This is a genomic window from Limosilactobacillus vaginalis, assembly GCF_025311515.1.
Lineage (GTDB): Bacteria > Bacillota > Bacilli > Lactobacillales > Lactobacillaceae > Limosilactobacillus > Limosilactobacillus vaginalis.
Genome location: NZ_CP104399.1, coordinates 1,259,920 through 1,276,007 on the forward strand (window position 1 = coordinate 1,259,920; position 16,088 = coordinate 1,276,007).

Below are 16,088 nucleotides of genomic sequence, written 5' to 3' on the forward strand. Positions count from 1 at the left end.
AAGCAACGATCCACTGGCTGCTCACCAATGACCGTTGCTTCATTTAAGGACTCTTAGTTAAGAGCCTTCTTTGCTTCGTCAACGATAGCCTTGAATGCTTCAGCATCGTTAACAGCCAAGTCAGCTAACATCTTCCGGTTAATGTCAATGTTAGCTAACTTCAAGCCATGCATTAACTTGCTGTAGCTAATATCGTTCATGCGTGCAGCAGCGTTAATCCGGGCAATCCAAAGTTCACGGAACTTACGCTTATTAACCTTCCGGTCACGGAAAGCATAAGTGTAGCTCTTCATTACTTGATCCTTAGCAGTCTTAAAAAGACGGTGCTTTGAACCACGGTAACCCTTTGCTAATTTCATAATGCGCTTACGACGTGCGCGCGTAACAGTTCCACCTTTAACTCGCATGTTGAATTCCTCCTACGTGTTTTTCTTATTTCGAACGAAGTTTACTTAAATGGGAGTAACTTCTTGTAACGTTTTACGTTGGACTTGTCCATCATGCTCAAGCCACGTAATTGTCGACGTTGCTTCTTGGTCTTACCGTGGAAACGGTGACTGGTGAATGAATTACCACTCTTGAATCCACCATTAGCAGTACGCTTAAAACGCTTTGCAGCGGCACGGTTAGTCTTCATCTTTGGCATAAGAAAAATTCCCTACTTTCTTAAATTAGTTTTTTGCTTTATCAGCAGCTGGGGCAAGAGTTAAGAAAATACTCCGCCCTTCCATCTTTGGTCGTTGTACAACTGTTGCAATGTCCTCAGTTTCTTTGGCCATTCTTTCAATCATGTCACGACCGATATCCTTATGGGTGATAGCACGACCACGGAATCGTAAGGAAACGCGAACTTTATCGCCCTTTTCAATAAATTTACGAACACGCTTTAGTTTGACATTAAAGTCATTCGTATCGATTGAAGGACTCAACCGAATTTCCTTAACCGTTACAGTCTTTTGCTTCTTTCGAGCTTCACGCTCTTTCTTTTGCATTTCGTAACGGTACTTTCCGTAATCCATGATCCGGGCAACAGCTGGTCGAGTCTTTGGGGCAACCAGAACCAAATCAAGGTTAGCATCTTCAGCTAATTGTAACGCCTCGCGCTTTGACTTAATTCCTAACTGTTCGCCATCTTGACCAATTAGCCGTACTTCACGAGCACGAATACCGTTATTGACAATCATATCTTGAGCTATGGCAACGCACCTCCAATTTTATTAGCGAAAGATCAAGCAAAAAGCGGGGTGTATTCCACACCCCGCTAATAATAAACAATACTATTATTGTTCTTATTTAACTCGTCAGCCCGGCAATCCTTATCACCTAGGCGAGAAGCGGGTGCTCCTGCTTTTTCTTTCAACGTTATCTAGGATACTAAAGCGATCATTCAATGTCAAGGGAAAGCATTAAATATTTCTATCCTTTATCACGAAGATTGGCACCGGCCATTTCATATTGACGAGAAAGAAACTTGATCCGTTCCATAATTCGACTTGCCTTAACCGGCTCCTCTTCTCCCTTTACATTTACCGTCAAGTGACCTTGAAGCTCGTCCATTGAGAAGTTGGAACTAAAGAATGTTGGAAGCTCTTCTTGCATTCGGTATTCCAAGATAACACCTAGAATATCATCTCTGGCCCAAGTGGTCATCGCATCAGCACCAATATCATCAAGTACTAATACTGGGGTCTTCTTTACCGCATCAAGTTTTGAGCCTATATTATTCGTCTTAATCGAATTACGCATCTCAACAACAAAGCTTGGGAAGTGCATCATCGTTGTTGCAACACCCTTTTGTTGGGCTAATTCATTGGCAATTGCTCCCAAAAGATAAGTCTTTCCAACACCAAATCGACCGTAAAGATATAATCCGGGATGAAATTCATTTGGAGAGTATTGATCAACAAAATCAAGCGCTGCATTTAAAGCAATATTTCGTGTTTCTGTTTGGTACGGTTCTTCAGTATAAAAATGGTCAAAGGAGGCGCCATGAATAAACTTAGGCATATTAATTGAAGAAACCAGTTGCTTAATATGTGCTTGCCGTTGTTGCTCAATCAGTTTTTTGGTTGGCACATAAGTTACGTCAATTTGTCCCGCATTAACAATTAATTGCGGAGAATAGCCTGGTGCTACCGTAGCCGTTCCCTTACTGATTAATTGCTTTTCATGAAAGTATTCATAAAGCTTAGCTTCGCCTCGCTCAATTGCTTGTGGTGAAAGTTTTTGAGCATTATTCTTCAGGAAGGCGGCAACTTCCGGATCATTCAGGACCTGATTAATCATTTGCTCATAAGCAGAACCAAAATTTTGGCTTTTCATAATCTCTTTCATTGTTTTACTCAATGATTTCATTTACTTTCATCCCCTTCAGAACCGACCGATTTCTTTCGCCTTGCTAACCGCTGACGAAGCCGATCTAATTGTTCTGGTGTTGACTTCTTGATTTGCTGTTCATCCTCATTAGCCCATGCTGGCATCTTTTCACGAACAGTGGTGGTTCGCTGGCGGTAATAGTTTGCGTGGCGACTAGTACGTTTCTGGGCTTTTTTATCGTTAAACTCATGGATATGGGCAAGCGCTTCTTCAGCGGTCGCCACTCCTGCACGCATCCAGTTATTAGCAATAGCATTCACATAATTCGCTTGCAGTGTTGGCCGTTTAAGCGAAGCAATCACATACCATGAAAGAATATTAACAACTCCAGCATCTAGTTGCTGTTCCTGAATTAGGCTCCGAATAATTGCCCGTTCTCCTGAAGTCACGAAGCCACCCATCTGTTGTTTTAACTGTTGAAGAAATGTAACCGGTGCATAGTACTTACATGTTTCAATTAACTGCTGTTCTTCCTGCGAAAGTGTAGTTTTACTTTTTTCTTCACTAACTTTTTCTTTGACAGGTTGTTTAGCATCTACCCGGTATTTCCCAGCTATAATTTGTTTAAGTCGCTGTGGACGAATTTTACTTGTTGTCAAATCAGTTGATTGAGTAATCAGTCGGGCCATTGTTGGCTCATCAATCCCATAAAGCTGGTGCTCAACTTCTATTAAGTCACGGTTACTACTCAGATCTTTTTCGGTGATGGGCTGATTTTTCAAGAATTGCACTAGCGTCGGCCAGTCAAAATCAACATTAACTAACTCTCCTTTTGCCTTCTTCTCACTAACTATTTTTTCACGAGTAGTGGTAATTTCTGTCGGCAAACGTGTAATCCGCTGATCATCAACATGAAAAGCATCAAAGAAGTTATGGGTAATTTCTTTGAGTGCTGCTGGGTGACCTACTAAGGTAAAACGATTAGCAAACTCACCAAGCTCCTTAAAGCGCGCCTCACCAACAGCCTCTAACAACAGAATACTAAGGAGATTATCATCAATAAACTCAGCTGGTGTAAGCGTTGGCTGAAGTTCATAAACGAATAAATCACCAAGCTGATCAGTTTGGGTAAAAGTCCGCAGCATTCCCGTGGCTTCCAATCGTTGAATACCTTCTTCAGCTGTCTGCTGTCCCGCATTAAGCTGAACTAGCAATTGAGACTGGAGGCGCCGGTCACTAATTGCTGGTTTTTCGTTTAATTGCGTTCTCAAGGCATGAAACATCGCAAATGCAGCGGTTCCTAATATTGGTTGATAAAAAAGTTCAAAAACATCTTCATTGAAATTCGACCATTGGTGGCTAGCAGTAACAATATATCCAGCCCCTGGATCAAATATTGATTTGCTTTTAGTCATTATGGCCTCGTTCCCCTTTACTTCTTATTATTTTTCATCATGGATTCCAACTCGTTCATAAACGCATCAACATCCTTGAATTGACGGTAAACACTTGCAAAACGAATGTAGGCAATTTCGTCAACATCTTTTAATTCTTGCATGACAAATTTACCGATTACCTGACTGGAAACCTCATTTTCGCCAAGGCTACGAACCTCTTTTTCAATTTTATCAGTTACTTTTGTTAGCCGTTCCATGCTAACAGGACGTTTTTCCGCTGATCTAACAATCCCGTTTAAAATCTTTTGACGACTAAATTCTTGTCGTGTTCCGTCTTTCTTTATCACTAATAATGGAGTTTCTTCATACCGTTCAAAAGTGGTAAAACGGAAACCACAGTGAATGCATTCCCGACGTCGTCTAATAAAAGTGCCATCTTCACTTGGCCGACTATCAACAACACGCGAACCGTTTTTATGACAGTGTGGACAACGCATCTGGCCTTCCTCCTTGCTTACTATTAAATAGTTTTCATTTTATCATAACCTATTATTATGCATCTGATCAATTAATCCAGCAACTTGGCGCTTTAATTCTTCCTTACTCCCGTTATTATCAATTACAATATCAGCCAATCGTTTTTTCTCTGCTAATGGCATCTGAGAGTCAATACGCTGCTCTGCCTCAGCTTGCGAATAACCATTTCGTTTCATCAGCCGTTGAACCTGAATTTGATGATCAGTAGCAACAACTACAACCAGGTCACATTCATCAGCATAGTTTTCCTCAAACAGGAGCGGGGCATCTAAAATGACATACGGGATTTGTTGCTTTTGGTAGTTCTTTACCTGTCGCCAAATCTCATCACGAATCAGTGGCTGCATTACCATATTCAACTTAGCTAGTTTAGTTTGATCACTGAAGACAAGGGAACCCAGTGCCTGTCGATTTAACGTCTGGTCAGCATTCAGAATTCCACTACCAAACACTGCTGTCAACCGTTCTAATCCTTTTGAATGTGCCGTTTGCAGCTGACGAACAAGTTGATCCGCGTCAATTACCGGATACCCGCTCAGCCTTAGCAAAGTACTAACGGTTGATTTACCAGTTGCAATTCCACCGGTTAGTCCAATTAACTTAGTCATTTTCACTCTCCAATAGCGGTTGGCAATGTGGACAAAATGTGGTTCCCCGTTGATTAACTTTTATTTTCACCATTTTGGTACCACATCGCGGACAGTGATCGCCACCATGACCATATGCGTTTAACTGCTCCTGAAATGCTCCAGCATCGCCAAACGCATTCTTAAAGGTATGAACAGTTGTCCCTTTGTATTCAATTGCCCTTGATAATTCTTGAATAATGTTGTCATGCAGAGTTTGAATCTGCTTATCAGTAAGGGTATTAGCCGGTTGTTCAGGATTAATTTTGCTCATCCAAAGGACTTCATCAACATAAATATTTCCTAAACCAGCAACGTGTCGCTGATTAAGTAAAAAAGGCTTTATTTTCCCGCGGCTCCGTTGCAAAATTCTCTTAAAATAATCAATCTTAAAATCAGCCGCAGTCGGCTCGGGACCAATTGTCTTTAACCCGCCAACAGTCATCTCATCCCCTGTTTTTACCAGTGTCATCCGGCCGAATTTTCGGGTATCGCGATAGCAGAGTTCTGTGCCGTCAGTAAATTTAAAAACAACGTGGGTATGCTTATCAATTGGAGCATCGACTGGCTGTGTGTAATAGCTGCCCTCCATTCGCAAATGTGAAACCATTGTTAAGTGATTGCTAAAACGAAAAAGAAGGTATTTGCCACGACGGTCAACAGTTTCGAGCGTCTGACCAATCAACGACTGCCGAAATTGTTCAACATCATTAGTGATTGTCTTACCATAGTGAACATCAATCCCATTGATCTTCCGCCCTGCAGCGATCTTTAATAATCCACGACGAACCGTTTCAACTTCTGGTAATTCTGGCATTTGAGTTTCCTCCCCAAATTATTTCTTCAAATCATACCACGTGTCGCCATATTTACTATCGACCTTTAACGGAACAGACAGCTTAACCGCTGAATCCATTACATCAGGAACCAGTTTACTCAATACTGGGATCTCTTCTTTTGGCGCTTCAAAAACCAATTCGTCATGAATTTGGAGAAGCATCTTAGCCTTTAACTGACGCTTTTCTAATTCATCCTGCATCTTAATCATTGCAATTTTAATGATATCTGCTGCACTTCCCTGAATTGGCGTATTCATAGCAGTTCGTTCAGCAAATGAACGCCGACTAAAGCTCTTTGAGTTAATATCCGGCAAGTAGCGGCGACGATGAGTTATCGTTTCAACATAACCATTCTGCCGTGCAAATTCGATCGTGTCATGGATATAATCTTTGACCTTTGGAAATTCCTTAAAGTAATTTTGAATAAATTCGTGAGCTTGACTTCGGCTAACGTGAATTCGTTGGGCTAACCCATAGTCACTAATTCCATAAACAATTCCAAAATTAACCGCTTTTGCCCGACGACGCATATTACGGTCGATTTCTTGGTCCGGTTTCAAATGGAAAATCCGACGAGCCGTGCTGGCATGAATATCTTCACCGTTCTTAAAATCTTCTTGAAGGTTATGATCACCTGTAATATGAGCAAGAACCCGCAATTCAACCTGTGAATAATCAGAAGAGAATATCTGCCAGCCCTCATGACTCGGAACAAACGCCTGGCGAATAAGCCGTCCTTCTGGTAATCGTACTGGGATATTCTGTAAATTAGGATCAACCGATGACAAGCGTCCTGTTTGAGTTAACGTTTGTAGGTAACGGGTATGAATCTTTTGATCACTCGAATGAATAACCTTTAGTAGCCCCTTAATATACGTCGATTGAAGCTTTGAGATCTGGCGATATTGAAGAATATTTTCAACGATCGGTGCCTGAGGGGCTAATTTTTCGAGAACATCAACAGCTGTTGAATACCCCGTCTTCGTTTTCTTAATAACAGGCAACTTTAGCTTTTCAAAGAGAATTTTACCAAGCTGTTTAGTGGAATTAATATTAAACTCTTCACCAGCTTCTTGATAAATCTGTTCCTCAATCTCCGTTAACCGTTCAGTTAACTTGCTCCCCATATTTTTTAACGTTTGTGCGTCAACATGAACACCAGTAATTTCCATTTTGGCTAAAACATGAGTTAATGGTAATTCAATATCGGTATAAAGAGGTAACTGTTCATTCTTTTCTAACTGCTCAAATAGCTGGGGACGTAATTGCTCAATTGCCCGTGCTTTATTGGCAAGGTGCTGGAAGAATAGCTGATCGTCATCAGGAATTGTCCTCTTAGCTCCCTTTCCATAAACCTCTTCATCCGTTTGCACATCGTCATACCCATGCTCATGAGCTAATTTTCCCAGATCATTGCTATTATCATTGGTATTTAAAAGATAGGATGCCAAAAGAAGATCAAAATCAATTCCGTCAAGGGAAATTCCTAATCGATTTAAGCCAACAATCTGCGCTTTAGCATTAAAAACATCCTTTTTAATCTTAGAATTAGTTAGCCAGTTTTGGACTTCAGGCGCCTTCAGTAACTCAGGATCACGACTTACTAACCATTGCTCATCATTACCCAAAGCAAAGCCGGCAAATGGCGAGGTATGGTAGTTAGGATCTGGCATCTCTAAATAAAAGCTTCCCCGATCACCTAATTTAGCAATAAGATCCAGGTTGTCAGCAGTTAATTCCGTATACTTAATCGGCGCAATTTCGGGTTCCTGATCATCTGGCGAAACAGCCATTTTCTTCAAGAATGACTGAAAGTCCATCTTCTGGTAGAAATCAATTAACTTTTCTGTTTGTGGGCCATGATATTCAAGATCGGCTAGCTTAACTTCAATTGGTGCATCACGCAGAATCGTAGCTAACGTCTTGCATTGCCGGGCAATCTCCTCCTCTTCTACTAGATGTTCCTTCATCTTGCTCTTTTTCAATTCATCAATATTTTCATAAATACCTTCGACAGAGCCAAATTGTTTTACCAGCTTAATGGCAGTCTTTTCCCCGATTTTAGTAACCCCAGGATAATTATCAGAGGTATCACCCATCAAGGCCTTCATATCGATAATTTGAGCCGGTGTGATCCCAAGTTTTTCTTGAACATGTTCTGGCGTATAATGTTCAGTGTCGGTAACTCCCTTGTGGGTAACTGCTACCGTAGTGTGCTCACTGGCGAGTTGAGTTAAATCACGATCACCTGTAACAATCAATGTCTCATAGCCAGCGGCATCGCCTTCTTTAGCAAGAGTTCCAATAATATCGTCAGCTTCATAACCCTTTAATTCATAACTATGTAGTCCAGAATCTTTTACTAGTTCACGAACATACGGAAGTTGCTCGGTTAATTCTTCGGGAGTCTTGCTTCGACCACCCTTGTAGTCACCGTACATTTTAGTTCGAAAAGTAACCTTACCAGCATCAAAAGCTACTAATGCTGCATCCGGATGAAAGTTTTCTAAAACATGATCAAGCATCAATTTGAAGCCATAAATAGCTGCCGTATGTAAGCCATCTTTGTTAGTGAACTTATCAATCTGGTTGTGCATCGCAAAAAATGCCCGAAAAACAATGCTGTTACCATCAATTAATAATAGTTGCTTTGCCATTTAATTACCGCTCCTTCTCTTATTCTTAATAATTGTACCAAAGATTGGAAGGCTCCGTTAGTTTCCTGTTCACGAATTTAATGAGATCGTTAGAGTTTTATCATCAGTTAAAGAAGGGATCTTTTGAACAAATTACTTAATACCCATCACGTCGAAGAAGCACGGCTGTTTGCCATCGTCATGACTTTTTGCGGTGGCTTTCTCGATGCATTTACCTATATTCAATGTGGTCATACGCTTGCCGCAGCACAAACTGGAAATATCGTGTTTCTCGCCGCAGCATTAGTTAATCATAACGTTATTGGAATTATTGACCGGTGTGGCGCAATCATCCTCTACGTTCTTGGTATTATCGTTGCCATTACCTTCCAGGCTCATATCAAATACTAGCGAATCTTCTGTCTTTTCCCAATCCTAATCATTGGCGGATTTGTGGGCGCTATGCCTGAAAACTTTCCTACATATCTTTCAGTTGGTCTGGTTTCCTTTGGGCTTGCTTTACTAAATACCGCCTTCAGTAAAATTGAGGGGCTCGGTTATAGCAGTGTTTTTACTACCGGTAACATTAAAAAATCAGTGGTTTTCGGTACTGAATACATCTACCATCATCGTCAACAAGACTTAAAAATTGCTGTCAATTACTTCATCGTCGTTTTAGCATTTACCCTTGGTGCAATTTCATCAGCAATCATTCAGCCGTTTTTCCGGATGAAAACGATTTGGGTTGCAGTCGCAATTATTCTTTTAACTGATATATTTTATTATTATCAAAAAGTCCATGAATCTAATTAAAATAACTACTAAAAAAGGAAGTCAGGAAAAAGCAAATTGCTTTTTCCTGACTTCCTTTTGCTTAATTTCGATCACTCATTCCGAAAATTTGAAGAAGTGAAATGAAGAGGTTAACAAAGTCTAAGTACAATTGAAGTGCACCTAAAACTGCTAATCCAGTCACTGAAACTTGATCACCATGATTAACATAAATCTGCTTCATTTTCTGTGCATCCCAGCCAGTTAACACTGTAAAAATAATTACTGCGATGAAAGAGAAAATGTAAGCAATCGCAGGACTTTGCAGGAACATGTTAATAATGTAAGCAATGATCAAAGCAATTAATGCTGCCATTGCATGTGATCCAAACTTAGTTAAGTCCCGTTTAGTTACGGTCCCGTAAATTGCCATTACAATAAAGATTACTGATGATGAAACAAAAGCTGAAGCAATGCTTGCACCAGTATAAACACCGGCAATCAATGCAAACTCAACCCCATAAATGATTGATATCAGCATCAGCATTACAAAAGCACCAACAGGATTTCTGGTAGCACTGAAACTAATTCCCATTGATAAGGCAATTGGCAACAGTAAGATAAGCCAGATCATTGCTGGATGGGCGCCAAAGTAACCGAAAACTTCACGACGAAATGTGTTCATCGTTAAATAGGCGGAGAATGCAGAAACCAAAATTGCAACCACCATGTTACCGTACATCCGCGTCAAGAACCGATTCAATCCAGCAGAATCGGTAACAATCCGGCGATCCGGTTGTTCAGAAAAGTTATTCATTTATATCATTCCTTTTAATTTGACTTTCTCTGACCTTTACAAAATAATAACAAATCTAATAGCAGTCTTCAACTTTCCAACTACTTGTTCAGTAGCTCTTTATACTTATCTTCATATTTTTCAATATCTCCGGCACCCATGAAGACAATCACAGCATCATGATAATGAAGGAGTTTAGTCATCGTATCCATATCAATTCCTTCACTATCAGGAATCTTTGCTTCAAGGTCTTCACTTGAAACATGGCCAGCTTGCTCCCGAATAGAACCAAAGATTGGCGTAACAAAAACCTTATCTGCCTTTCTTAATGATTCTGCAAAGCCATCAATATAAGCTGCTAAACGTGAGTAAGTATGTGGTTGGAAAACAGCGATCACTTGGCGATCCGGATACTTTTGCCGAGCTGCATCAATGGTTGCCTTAATTTCGCTTGGGTGGTGAGCATAGTCATCAATCAATGTTTCGTCGGCAATGTCGGTCTCGCTAAACCGCCGCTTAACACCAGTAAAGTTTGCCAATTCACGTTTAATATCAGCCATATCGACATGTTCCATGTAAGCAACGGCAATTACTGCTAAGCTGTTAAGAACGCTATGTTCACCATAAAGATGAATGGTAAACGTTCCTAATTTTTGGTCTTTAAAGTAAGCATCATAGGTCGAACCAGCTGGTGTTCGTTGAATATTTTCTGCACGGAAATCGTCCTTGTCATTTGTTCCGTAGTAGTATACAGGAACATCAACATCGAGCTTCCGAAGATTCTCATCATCACCCCAAGCAAAGATCGCTTTTTTAACTTGCTTTCCGTACGTTTCAAAGGAATTGCGAACATCATCAATATCCTTAAAAAAGTCAGGGTGATCAAAATCAATATTCGTCATGATGGCATAGTCAGGATGATATGCTAAGAAGTGGTCACGGTATTCATCCGCTTCAAATACAAAGAACCGGTCCTTAGCATTTCCCTTACCAACACCATCACCTATTAAGTAGCTAGTAGGTTCAACACCGTCAAGAACATGAGCCAAGAGGGCTGTTGTACTGGTCTTACCGTGCGCACCAGCAATCCCAATACTGGTATGGCTAGCGACTTCGTTTTCTACCGCTTCAGGGTAGCTCATAACCGTTAAGCCAAGCTCATGAGCCTTCTTTACTTCTGGATGATCTTCACCAAAAGCATTTCCTTGAATAACAATCATCCCCGGCTTCAAATTGGCCGGATCAAACGGTAAAATCTTAATACCATTCTTCAATAATGGTCCCTGAGTAAAGGTTTCTTTTTCGATGTCTGAACCTAAAACCTCATTTCCCTTATCATGAAGAATTCGGGCGAGTGATGCCATCCCTGTTCCTTTAATTCCAATAAAATAGTAAGTTTTCTTATCCATCAGTCTGGTTCCTTTCACAAATAATTGTCAAATTAGCAGTCTAGTTTTGGGCTGGGAAGTAAGTATTGGCCCGTTCAAAGTCAACTGCCTCACCAGTTTCCTGCCAATCATCAGGAATTATCCATAGCCCTTTCTTATCAGGAGCATTTTTTAAACGAAGCTCGCGAAAACCGCAAAGCATCCCTTCACTTTTGACTCCCATTAATTCACCAGGCCAGATAATTTTACCGCTCGGCATCATTGCACCAGGACGTGCTGCAACAACTTTAATATGCTCTTTAACGTTAGGGGATCCACAAACAATTTGAACAGTCTTGCCGTCTTCTACTCGTGTTTGGGTAATTTTAAGGTGATCTGACTTAGGATGATCCTCAATTTTTTCAACATAACCAACAACAAACTTAGGTGTATAGTCAGCCGTTAATTCATCAGTAAAACCTGCTTGAGTCAATACCTTATTTAACTTAGCAACCTGTTCATCGCTTAAAAATACTTGTCCCCGTTCACTCTTCAACTCTGGCAATACTTCACTCGCATTAAAGAAGTTATAGCCAAGAAGGCTTCCATCTTTAGCAGCAGTAATTTGTGTAACGTTGCCCTTAGAATTTACAATCTGGTCAGCTACATCAGGGCCAGTAATAACAACTAAAACATCACCCATCTCTTGAGGGTTATAACTAGAAATTAACATCAGATTTTCCTTTCTCCATCAAAATAACAATGAAGGGAATCGTGATTAACAATTCACCGACCCCTTCATTCTTTTTACCGTTTACCATTTTACTTCAAATCATTTAAAAAATCTTCTACTTGTTGCTTAGTTTTTCGATCTTTGTTCACAAAGCGACCAATTTCTTTGCCATCACTGTAAACAACAAAGCTAGGAATACCAAAAATATTTAATTCAGCAGCAAGGTCAATGTTCTCATCACGATCGACCTCAATGAAGGTGTATTCTGGAAAATCTTTTTCAATCTCTGGCATTGCCGGCTTAATAAAATGACAGTCGGGACACCACCCAGCATCAAAAAATAGGACGTATTTCCCCTTACTAATCTTTTCTAATAACTGATCTTCTTGCATTTGCGGTAATTTTTCCATGTTTTTACCTCCATGATAAATCTGAAGTAATTATATCATTATGCTATCACATTAGCTCTTAATTAGCTTTTTCTATCCGTTAATGTTAAAATTAACATTATTAATTTTGATACTAACTGACAAAGGAAGCAATTAATTAAATGAATGATTCTAATAATTCACTCAATCCTTGGTTATTACCAGTAACACTCGGTGCATCTGGGGTGGTTGGGTTCCTTGCTGGAAAGTTGTTTGGTCAACGACGAATTTCAGCTGACCAAATTCTCAAAATGATTCGCGATGATTTCAAGCGTGAGGGAGAAGTTACCGGTAGTTGGATTAACCAACGGCGGATCCCCTATCAACGTTTCGCAGTTAAAACCGAAGCCTACGAAGGCGGTGTTACCCGTTTAGAAGATGATCAGCCAGTTGATTATCAATTTATTGCTGACGCAAAAACAGGGAGTCTTCTTTCATTAAAACGGGTTGAGCGATCATTGAACAACTAAAAAAACTATCATAAATAGAAAAAATATAGGGTTCCATAGTTCGGTATTTCCGAGCGTTGGAACCCTATATTTATCTGCTTTATTATTCCCAATAATCTTCAAATTTGCTTGAAGCTCCAGTAGTAGCATCAACATTTTCACCAGTAAAGTTATCAGCAGTTACTGTTTGCCCATTTTCTTCCCGTTGAAAGAAGAAAACAGGCCACTGATCATTATTCCGATAGTCAATTAACGTTACTAGACCCGAGAAAAACCAGCTATCGTTAAAATTAATATGATAGTTAATTCCGTCCTTCTTCTCGACTACCGTTGCCTTTGATAAATCCTTTTCTGGGGTGAATCCCTGCCTTAGGCCATGGTGAACATTTCGTGGTTGAACGGTTTTCCCGTAAATTCTAACCCCATCCCCAGGTTTAAGGGCATAATTATTTTGAAACCATTTACTGGCACTGTTCGTAATAATTAATTTCACTCAATCATCCCTATAGCTTATCTTTTTTAGGCATAGTTGCAGTTAGCTTATAAATTGGCTGACCCTTCGAAGAAAACTTATGTTCATATTCAGTTTCGACATTATGTTCATTTTCATCACTATTATGAAGATTAAGCCAAAGTCCCGCAAACTTCATCCCAAAATTATTCATACTAACAACGGAAAATTCAAAGAATCCCATGTTATCAGTTTTTAGTTCAACTTGTCCTTGTGACTGCAAAATTAATTGATATTCACTTAAAAAGGTGTGATAAGTTAACCGTCGTTTTGCGTGCCGTTTCTTTGGCCATGGATCTGAAAAGTTCAAGTAAAGTTTTTCAACTTCACCGGGTTCAAAATATTCAGTTAACTCCTCACCTTCACCACAAATCAACTGCAAGTTAGGTAGCTTTTCAGGAAGGGCCTTCTTTAAGGCAATCGCAGCAACGGTCCGCTGAATTTCCAAACCAATAAAGTTAGTCTCCGGATGTGCCTTTGCCATTCCAATAATAAACTGGCCCTTTCCCATTCCGACTTCAAGATGAAGAGGCTGTTTCTTAGGGAAACGTGATTGCCACTTTCCTTTAAACTTTGCTGCATCGTCAACCAATAATTCAGGGTGTTCCGCCATTAACGGGTCCGCCCACTTCTTATGTTTTACACGCATAATATTCCTCACTTTGTTATTTTTTTAATTCGACTTTGAAAATAAAATTTAGTTAAAAGGTAGCTTTCTGCAATCCCTAAAACTAAGTTCAGTCCTAACCGTTGCCAATTAAGATCCCGCCCAATACTTGCGATCACTATCAACAACATTTCAATAATAATTACCCTATTCAATAACCGCTGAAAGTCCTTAACCTGAACTTCATGAGTAACCGGATAAATATGAGTAAAGACGTTATTTTGGTACTGCTCGTAAAATGGCATTAGCTGGGTAGCAACAAGGTAGATAAATAGCAGAGCAATAACGGTATTCAACCAATTGACCGGGATAAAGAAGACAACTAGCATCCCAACAATCGTTAATCGGGTTACTAACCCACTTACCTCGGTATTTCGAACAAAACCATGCGCATATAAATATGCCCAAGGATGATTATCATTTTCGAGTATTTTGATTAAACCAGTTGCCCATCTTCGGCGCTTAATGTTTCCCTGAACACTTGGAACGTCAGTGAAGAGGTTAAAGAATCGATAAATACTAAACATCCGATCTTGCTCTGCACGAACAGCCAGTCGCCAATCAATCGCAACATTTCTATAATAAGTAGTCATTGCAATTAATAAGATTACGGATACCAGCAGACCCCAAATAGGCCCCACAAGCCACGTCACTAGCCAGACGATCAATGGATTTATCCAGTATTCAGCAACCGTCCTTCTCCGTTGCGCTCCCCAGCGAATACTGATCGCTTTTCTGGCTGTCCAATGCCACGTTACCTTAGTAATCAGCGCGGTGATTAAAATTAAACTAATATCAAGTCTTGTTAACCGCTCTGTTGTTAAAGCAAACGGCAGTGCAATTGCCGCAAGGGTAAGCATCATGAGCACGCCTAAAACCATACTATAAATAGTTGCTTGTTTCAGATAACGGCTAATAGATTTTACCTGGGGAAGAAGAAAGACAGGATCAGGGCGTTTAAGCAGCGTTGCCAGCCGTCCAACTTGAGTAATTAACACAAACCAAAGGACTAGCAACCATCGTGACCACCAAAGATGATTATTTAATTGCGGCAACCACTGTGAATAACCATAAGCCAGTGCACCAAAGAGGAAGAATAAAGCAATGACAAAGTGATCATTAAATACCAACCGCCAATACTTTAGCAACTCCATAAAATGCCTTTGCCGGCGTTGACTAAATAAATTATTCATTTTGATCATCCCTTGCTAGGCTGAGGTAAATATCATCGAGTGACTCATCAGGCTTATCTGCTTTTTGCCGTAATTCGTCTAATGTTCCCCGAGCACGAACCTTACCGTTAGCTAACAGAACAAAGCGATCACAGTAGCGTTGAGCAGTATCAAGGACGTGGGTTGACATCAAAACTGCAGTACCGGCTTTCTTCCGTTCTTCAATCAATTCCAATAAATCATGGACCGCCAACGGATCAAGACCATAGAAAGGCTCATCGACAATTAATAATTTAGCATTGGTCATTAGGGCACAGCAAATCATTACTTTCTGTTTCATTCCTTTTGAAAAGTTAGCTGGAAACCAGTCAAGCTTATTATCTAACCGAAATGTTTTTAATAATTTCCGGGCCCTTATCCATGCCTCCTCAGTATTTAAGGAGTACGCCTTAATTGTTAACTCAATATGTTCCCGAAGAGTTAGCTCATCGTACAAGATTGGTGTTTCGGGAACATAGGCGATTTGCTTTTTATAGTCAACGGGATCCTGCTGAATATTAATCCCGTTTAAGGTAATTTCGCCTGAAAATGGTCTTAGTAACCCAATTACATGATTAATTGTTGTTGACTTACCAGCACCATTTAGACCAATTAGGCCAACAAGTTCACCAGGTTTAACCTGAAAACTAATCCCCTTTAATACTGGGATTCGGGAATATCCCCCAATCAAATTTTTTATTTCAAGTGCCATTATTTTCCCTCTTTTTATTGACTTATCTAGCGTTGATTATATCATAGGTCACTTATTGACAGCTCTTTTTCAGACTACTTTTGGTATACTTA

Annotated in this window: 18 protein-coding genes, 1 pseudogene and 1 other annotated feature; of the genes and pseudogenes, 2 read left to right on the forward strand and 17 right to left on the reverse strand. The window is 40.1% G+C overall.

What is annotated here, in order from left to right:
* Positions 1-53 precede the first annotated feature (53 nt).
* From rplT to polA, 9 genes are all read right to left on the reverse strand, one after another.
* Positions 54-407: a 50S ribosomal protein L20 gene (gene rplT, locus N4627_RS06325; RefSeq protein WP_003717274.1), complete on the reverse strand. Its 354-nt coding sequence runs from the start codon at positions 405-407 to the stop codon at positions 54-56.
* A 41-nt stretch (positions 408-448) separates the two neighbouring features.
* Positions 449-646: a 50S ribosomal protein L35 gene (gene rpmI / locus N4627_RS06330; RefSeq protein WP_003715352.1), complete on the reverse strand. Its 198-nt coding sequence runs from the start codon at positions 644-646 to the stop codon at positions 449-451.
* A 25-nt stretch (positions 647-671) separates the two neighbouring features.
* Positions 672-1,184, reverse strand: a complete 513-nt coding sequence (gene infC, locus N4627_RS06335; RefSeq protein WP_260964316.1) for a translation initiation factor IF-3 — start codon at positions 1,182-1,184, stop codon at positions 672-674.
* A 41-nt stretch (positions 1,185-1,225) separates the two neighbouring features.
* Positions 1,226-1,356, reverse strand: a sequence feature (ribosomal protein L20 leader region).
* A 60-nt stretch (positions 1,357-1,416) separates the two neighbouring features.
* Positions 1,417-2,355, reverse strand: coding sequence for a primosomal protein DnaI (gene dnaI, locus N4627_RS06340; protein ID WP_098044752.1), 939 nt, complete (start codon positions 2,353-2,355; stop codon positions 1,417-1,419).
* Positions 2,352-3,731: a replication initiation and membrane attachment family protein gene (locus N4627_RS06345; RefSeq protein WP_003717271.1), complete on the reverse strand. Its 1,380-nt coding sequence runs from the start codon at positions 3,729-3,731 to the stop codon at positions 2,352-2,354. Before N4627_RS06345 ends, dnaI begins: the two co-directional genes overlap by 4 nt.
* A gap of 17 nt (positions 3,732-3,748) precedes the next feature.
* Positions 3,749-4,210: a transcriptional regulator NrdR gene (nrdR, locus tag N4627_RS06350; RefSeq protein WP_040531378.1), complete on the reverse strand. Its 462-nt coding sequence runs from the start codon at positions 4,208-4,210 to the stop codon at positions 3,749-3,751.
* A gap of 42 nt (positions 4,211-4,252) precedes the next feature.
* Positions 4,253-4,858, reverse strand: a complete 606-nt coding sequence (gene coaE, locus N4627_RS06355; protein ID WP_003717269.1) for a dephospho-CoA kinase — start codon at positions 4,856-4,858, stop codon at positions 4,253-4,255.
* Positions 4,851-5,693 carry a DNA-formamidopyrimidine glycosylase gene (gene mutM, locus N4627_RS06360; RefSeq protein WP_260964320.1) on the reverse strand — a complete coding sequence of 281 codons (843 nt, stop codon included), beginning with the start codon at positions 5,691-5,693 and terminating at the stop codon, positions 4,851-4,853. The genes coaE and mutM overlap by 8 nt, the downstream gene beginning before the upstream one ends.
* An 18-nt stretch (positions 5,694-5,711) precedes the next feature.
* Positions 5,712-8,372 carry a DNA polymerase I gene (gene polA, locus N4627_RS06365; RefSeq protein WP_003717267.1) on the reverse strand — a complete coding sequence of 887 codons (2,661 nt, stop codon included), beginning with the start codon at positions 8,370-8,372 and terminating at the stop codon, positions 5,712-5,714.
* A 123-nt stretch (positions 8,373-8,495) separates the two neighbouring features.
* On the opposite strand from polA, the pseudogene N4627_RS06370 reads away from it, so the two are divergent.
* Positions 8,496-9,164, forward strand: a pseudogene (locus N4627_RS06370) (YoaK family protein).
* Between the two features lie 61 nt (positions 9,165-9,225).
* Here N4627_RS06370 and N4627_RS06375 read toward each other — a convergent pair.
* From N4627_RS06375 to N4627_RS06390, 4 genes are all read right to left on the reverse strand, one after another.
* A complete protein-coding gene (locus N4627_RS06375) occupies positions 9,226-9,939 on the reverse strand; it encodes a Bax inhibitor-1/YccA family protein (protein ID WP_003717265.1) in 714 nt (237 codons plus the stop codon).
* An 80-nt stretch (positions 9,940-10,019) separates the two neighbouring features.
* Positions 10,020-11,327, reverse strand: coding sequence for a UDP-N-acetylmuramate--L-alanine ligase (gene murC / locus N4627_RS06380; protein WP_003717264.1), 1,308 nt, complete (start codon positions 11,325-11,327; stop codon positions 10,020-10,022).
* Between the two features lie 40 nt (positions 11,328-11,367).
* Positions 11,368-12,018, reverse strand: coding sequence for a YtpR family tRNA-binding protein (gene ytpR / locus N4627_RS06385; RefSeq protein WP_260964324.1), 651 nt, complete (start codon positions 12,016-12,018; stop codon positions 11,368-11,370).
* An 89-nt stretch (positions 12,019-12,107) separates the two neighbouring features.
* On the reverse strand, positions 12,108-12,428 hold the full coding sequence (locus tag N4627_RS06390; RefSeq protein WP_003717262.1) for a thioredoxin family protein: 321 nt from the start codon (positions 12,426-12,428) through the stop codon (positions 12,108-12,110).
* 140 nt (positions 12,429-12,568) lie between these two features.
* Here N4627_RS06390 and N4627_RS06395 point away from each other — a divergent pair, with 140 nt between their 5' ends.
* Complete coding sequence (locus N4627_RS06395; protein WP_098044758.1) at positions 12,569-12,916, forward strand: PepSY domain-containing protein; 348 nt, start codon at positions 12,569-12,571, stop codon at positions 12,914-12,916.
* Between the two features lie 82 nt (positions 12,917-12,998).
* On the opposite strand, the gene N4627_RS06400 is transcribed toward N4627_RS06395, so the two are convergent.
* From N4627_RS06400 to N4627_RS06415, 4 genes are read right to left on the reverse strand one after another with little or no spacing between them, the layout of a single operon-like run.
* Complete coding sequence (locus N4627_RS06400; protein ID WP_260964327.1) at positions 12,999-13,388, reverse strand: HesB/YadR/YfhF family protein; 390 nt, start codon at positions 13,386-13,388, stop codon at positions 12,999-13,001.
* 10 nt (positions 13,389-13,398) lie between these two features.
* The gene (gene trmB, locus N4627_RS06405; RefSeq protein WP_260964329.1) at positions 13,399-14,055 is read right to left on the reverse strand and encodes a tRNA (guanosine(46)-N7)-methyltransferase TrmB; all 657 of its coding nucleotides are present in this window, start codon (positions 14,053-14,055) and stop codon (positions 13,399-13,401) included.
* Between the two features lie 8 nt (positions 14,056-14,063).
* Complete coding sequence (locus N4627_RS06410) at positions 14,064-15,266, reverse strand: ABC transporter permease (protein WP_260964331.1); 1,203 nt, start codon at positions 15,264-15,266, stop codon at positions 14,064-14,066.
* On the reverse strand, positions 15,259-15,996 hold the full coding sequence (locus N4627_RS06415) for an ABC transporter ATP-binding protein (protein ID WP_003717257.1): 738 nt from the start codon (positions 15,994-15,996) through the stop codon (positions 15,259-15,261). The genes N4627_RS06410 and N4627_RS06415 overlap by 8 nt, the downstream gene beginning before the upstream one ends.
* Positions 15,997-16,088: the final 92 nt, after the last annotated feature.

Bases quoted from the DNA above. Each gene is read 5' to 3' on its own strand.
- rplT (WP_003717274.1), bottom strand. From the start codon at position 407: ATGCGAGTTAAAGGTGGAACTGTTACGCGCGCACGTCGTAAGCGCATT.
- rpmI (WP_003715352.1), bottom strand. From the start codon at position 646: ATGCCAAAGATGAAGACTAACCGTGCCGCTGCAAAGCGTTTTAAGCGT.
- infC (WP_260964316.1), bottom strand. From the start codon at position 1,184: ATGATTGTCAATAACGGTATTCGTGCTCGTGAAGTACGGCTAATTGGT.
- dnaI (WP_098044752.1), bottom strand. From the start codon at position 2,355: ATGAAATCATTGAGTAAAACAATGAAAGAGATTATGAAAAGCCAAAAT.
- N4627_RS06345 (WP_003717271.1), bottom strand. From the start codon at position 3,731: ATGACTAAAAGCAAATCAATATTTGATCCAGGGGCTGGATATATTGTT.
- nrdR (WP_040531378.1), bottom strand. From the start codon at position 4,210: ATGCGTTGTCCACACTGTCATAAAAACGGTTCGCGTGTTGTTGATAGT.
- coaE (WP_003717269.1), bottom strand. From the start codon at position 4,858: ATGACTAAGTTAATTGGACTAACCGGTGGAATTGCAACTGGTAAATCA.
- mutM (WP_260964320.1), bottom strand. From the start codon at position 5,693: ATGCCAGAATTACCAGAAGTTGAAACGGTTCGTCGTGGATTATTAAAG.
- polA (WP_003717267.1), bottom strand. From the start codon at position 8,372: ATGGCAAAGCAACTATTATTAATTGATGGTAACAGCATTGTTTTTCGG.
- N4627_RS06375 (WP_003717265.1), bottom strand. From the start codon at position 9,939: ATGAATAACTTTTCTGAACAACCGGATCGCCGGATTGTTACCGATTCT.
- murC (WP_003717264.1), bottom strand. From the start codon at position 11,327: ATGGATAAGAAAACTTACTATTTTATTGGAATTAAAGGAACAGGGATG.
- ytpR (WP_260964324.1), bottom strand. From the start codon at position 12,018: ATGTTAATTTCTAGTTATAACCCTCAAGAGATGGGTGATGTTTTAGTT.
- N4627_RS06390 (WP_003717262.1), bottom strand. From the start codon at position 12,428: ATGGAAAAATTACCGCAAATGCAAGAAGATCAGTTATTAGAAAAGATT.
- N4627_RS06395 (WP_098044758.1), top strand. From the start codon at position 12,569: ATGAATGATTCTAATAATTCACTCAATCCTTGGTTATTACCAGTAACA.
- trmB (WP_260964329.1), bottom strand. From the start codon at position 14,055: ATGCGTGTAAAACATAAGAAGTGGGCGGACCCGTTAATGGCGGAACAC.
- N4627_RS06410 (WP_260964331.1), bottom strand. From the start codon at position 15,266: ATGAATAATTTATTTAGTCAACGCCGGCAAAGGCATTTTATGGAGTTG.
- N4627_RS06415 (WP_003717257.1), bottom strand. From the start codon at position 15,996: ATGGCACTTGAAATAAAAAATTTGATTGGGGGATATTCCCGAATCCCA.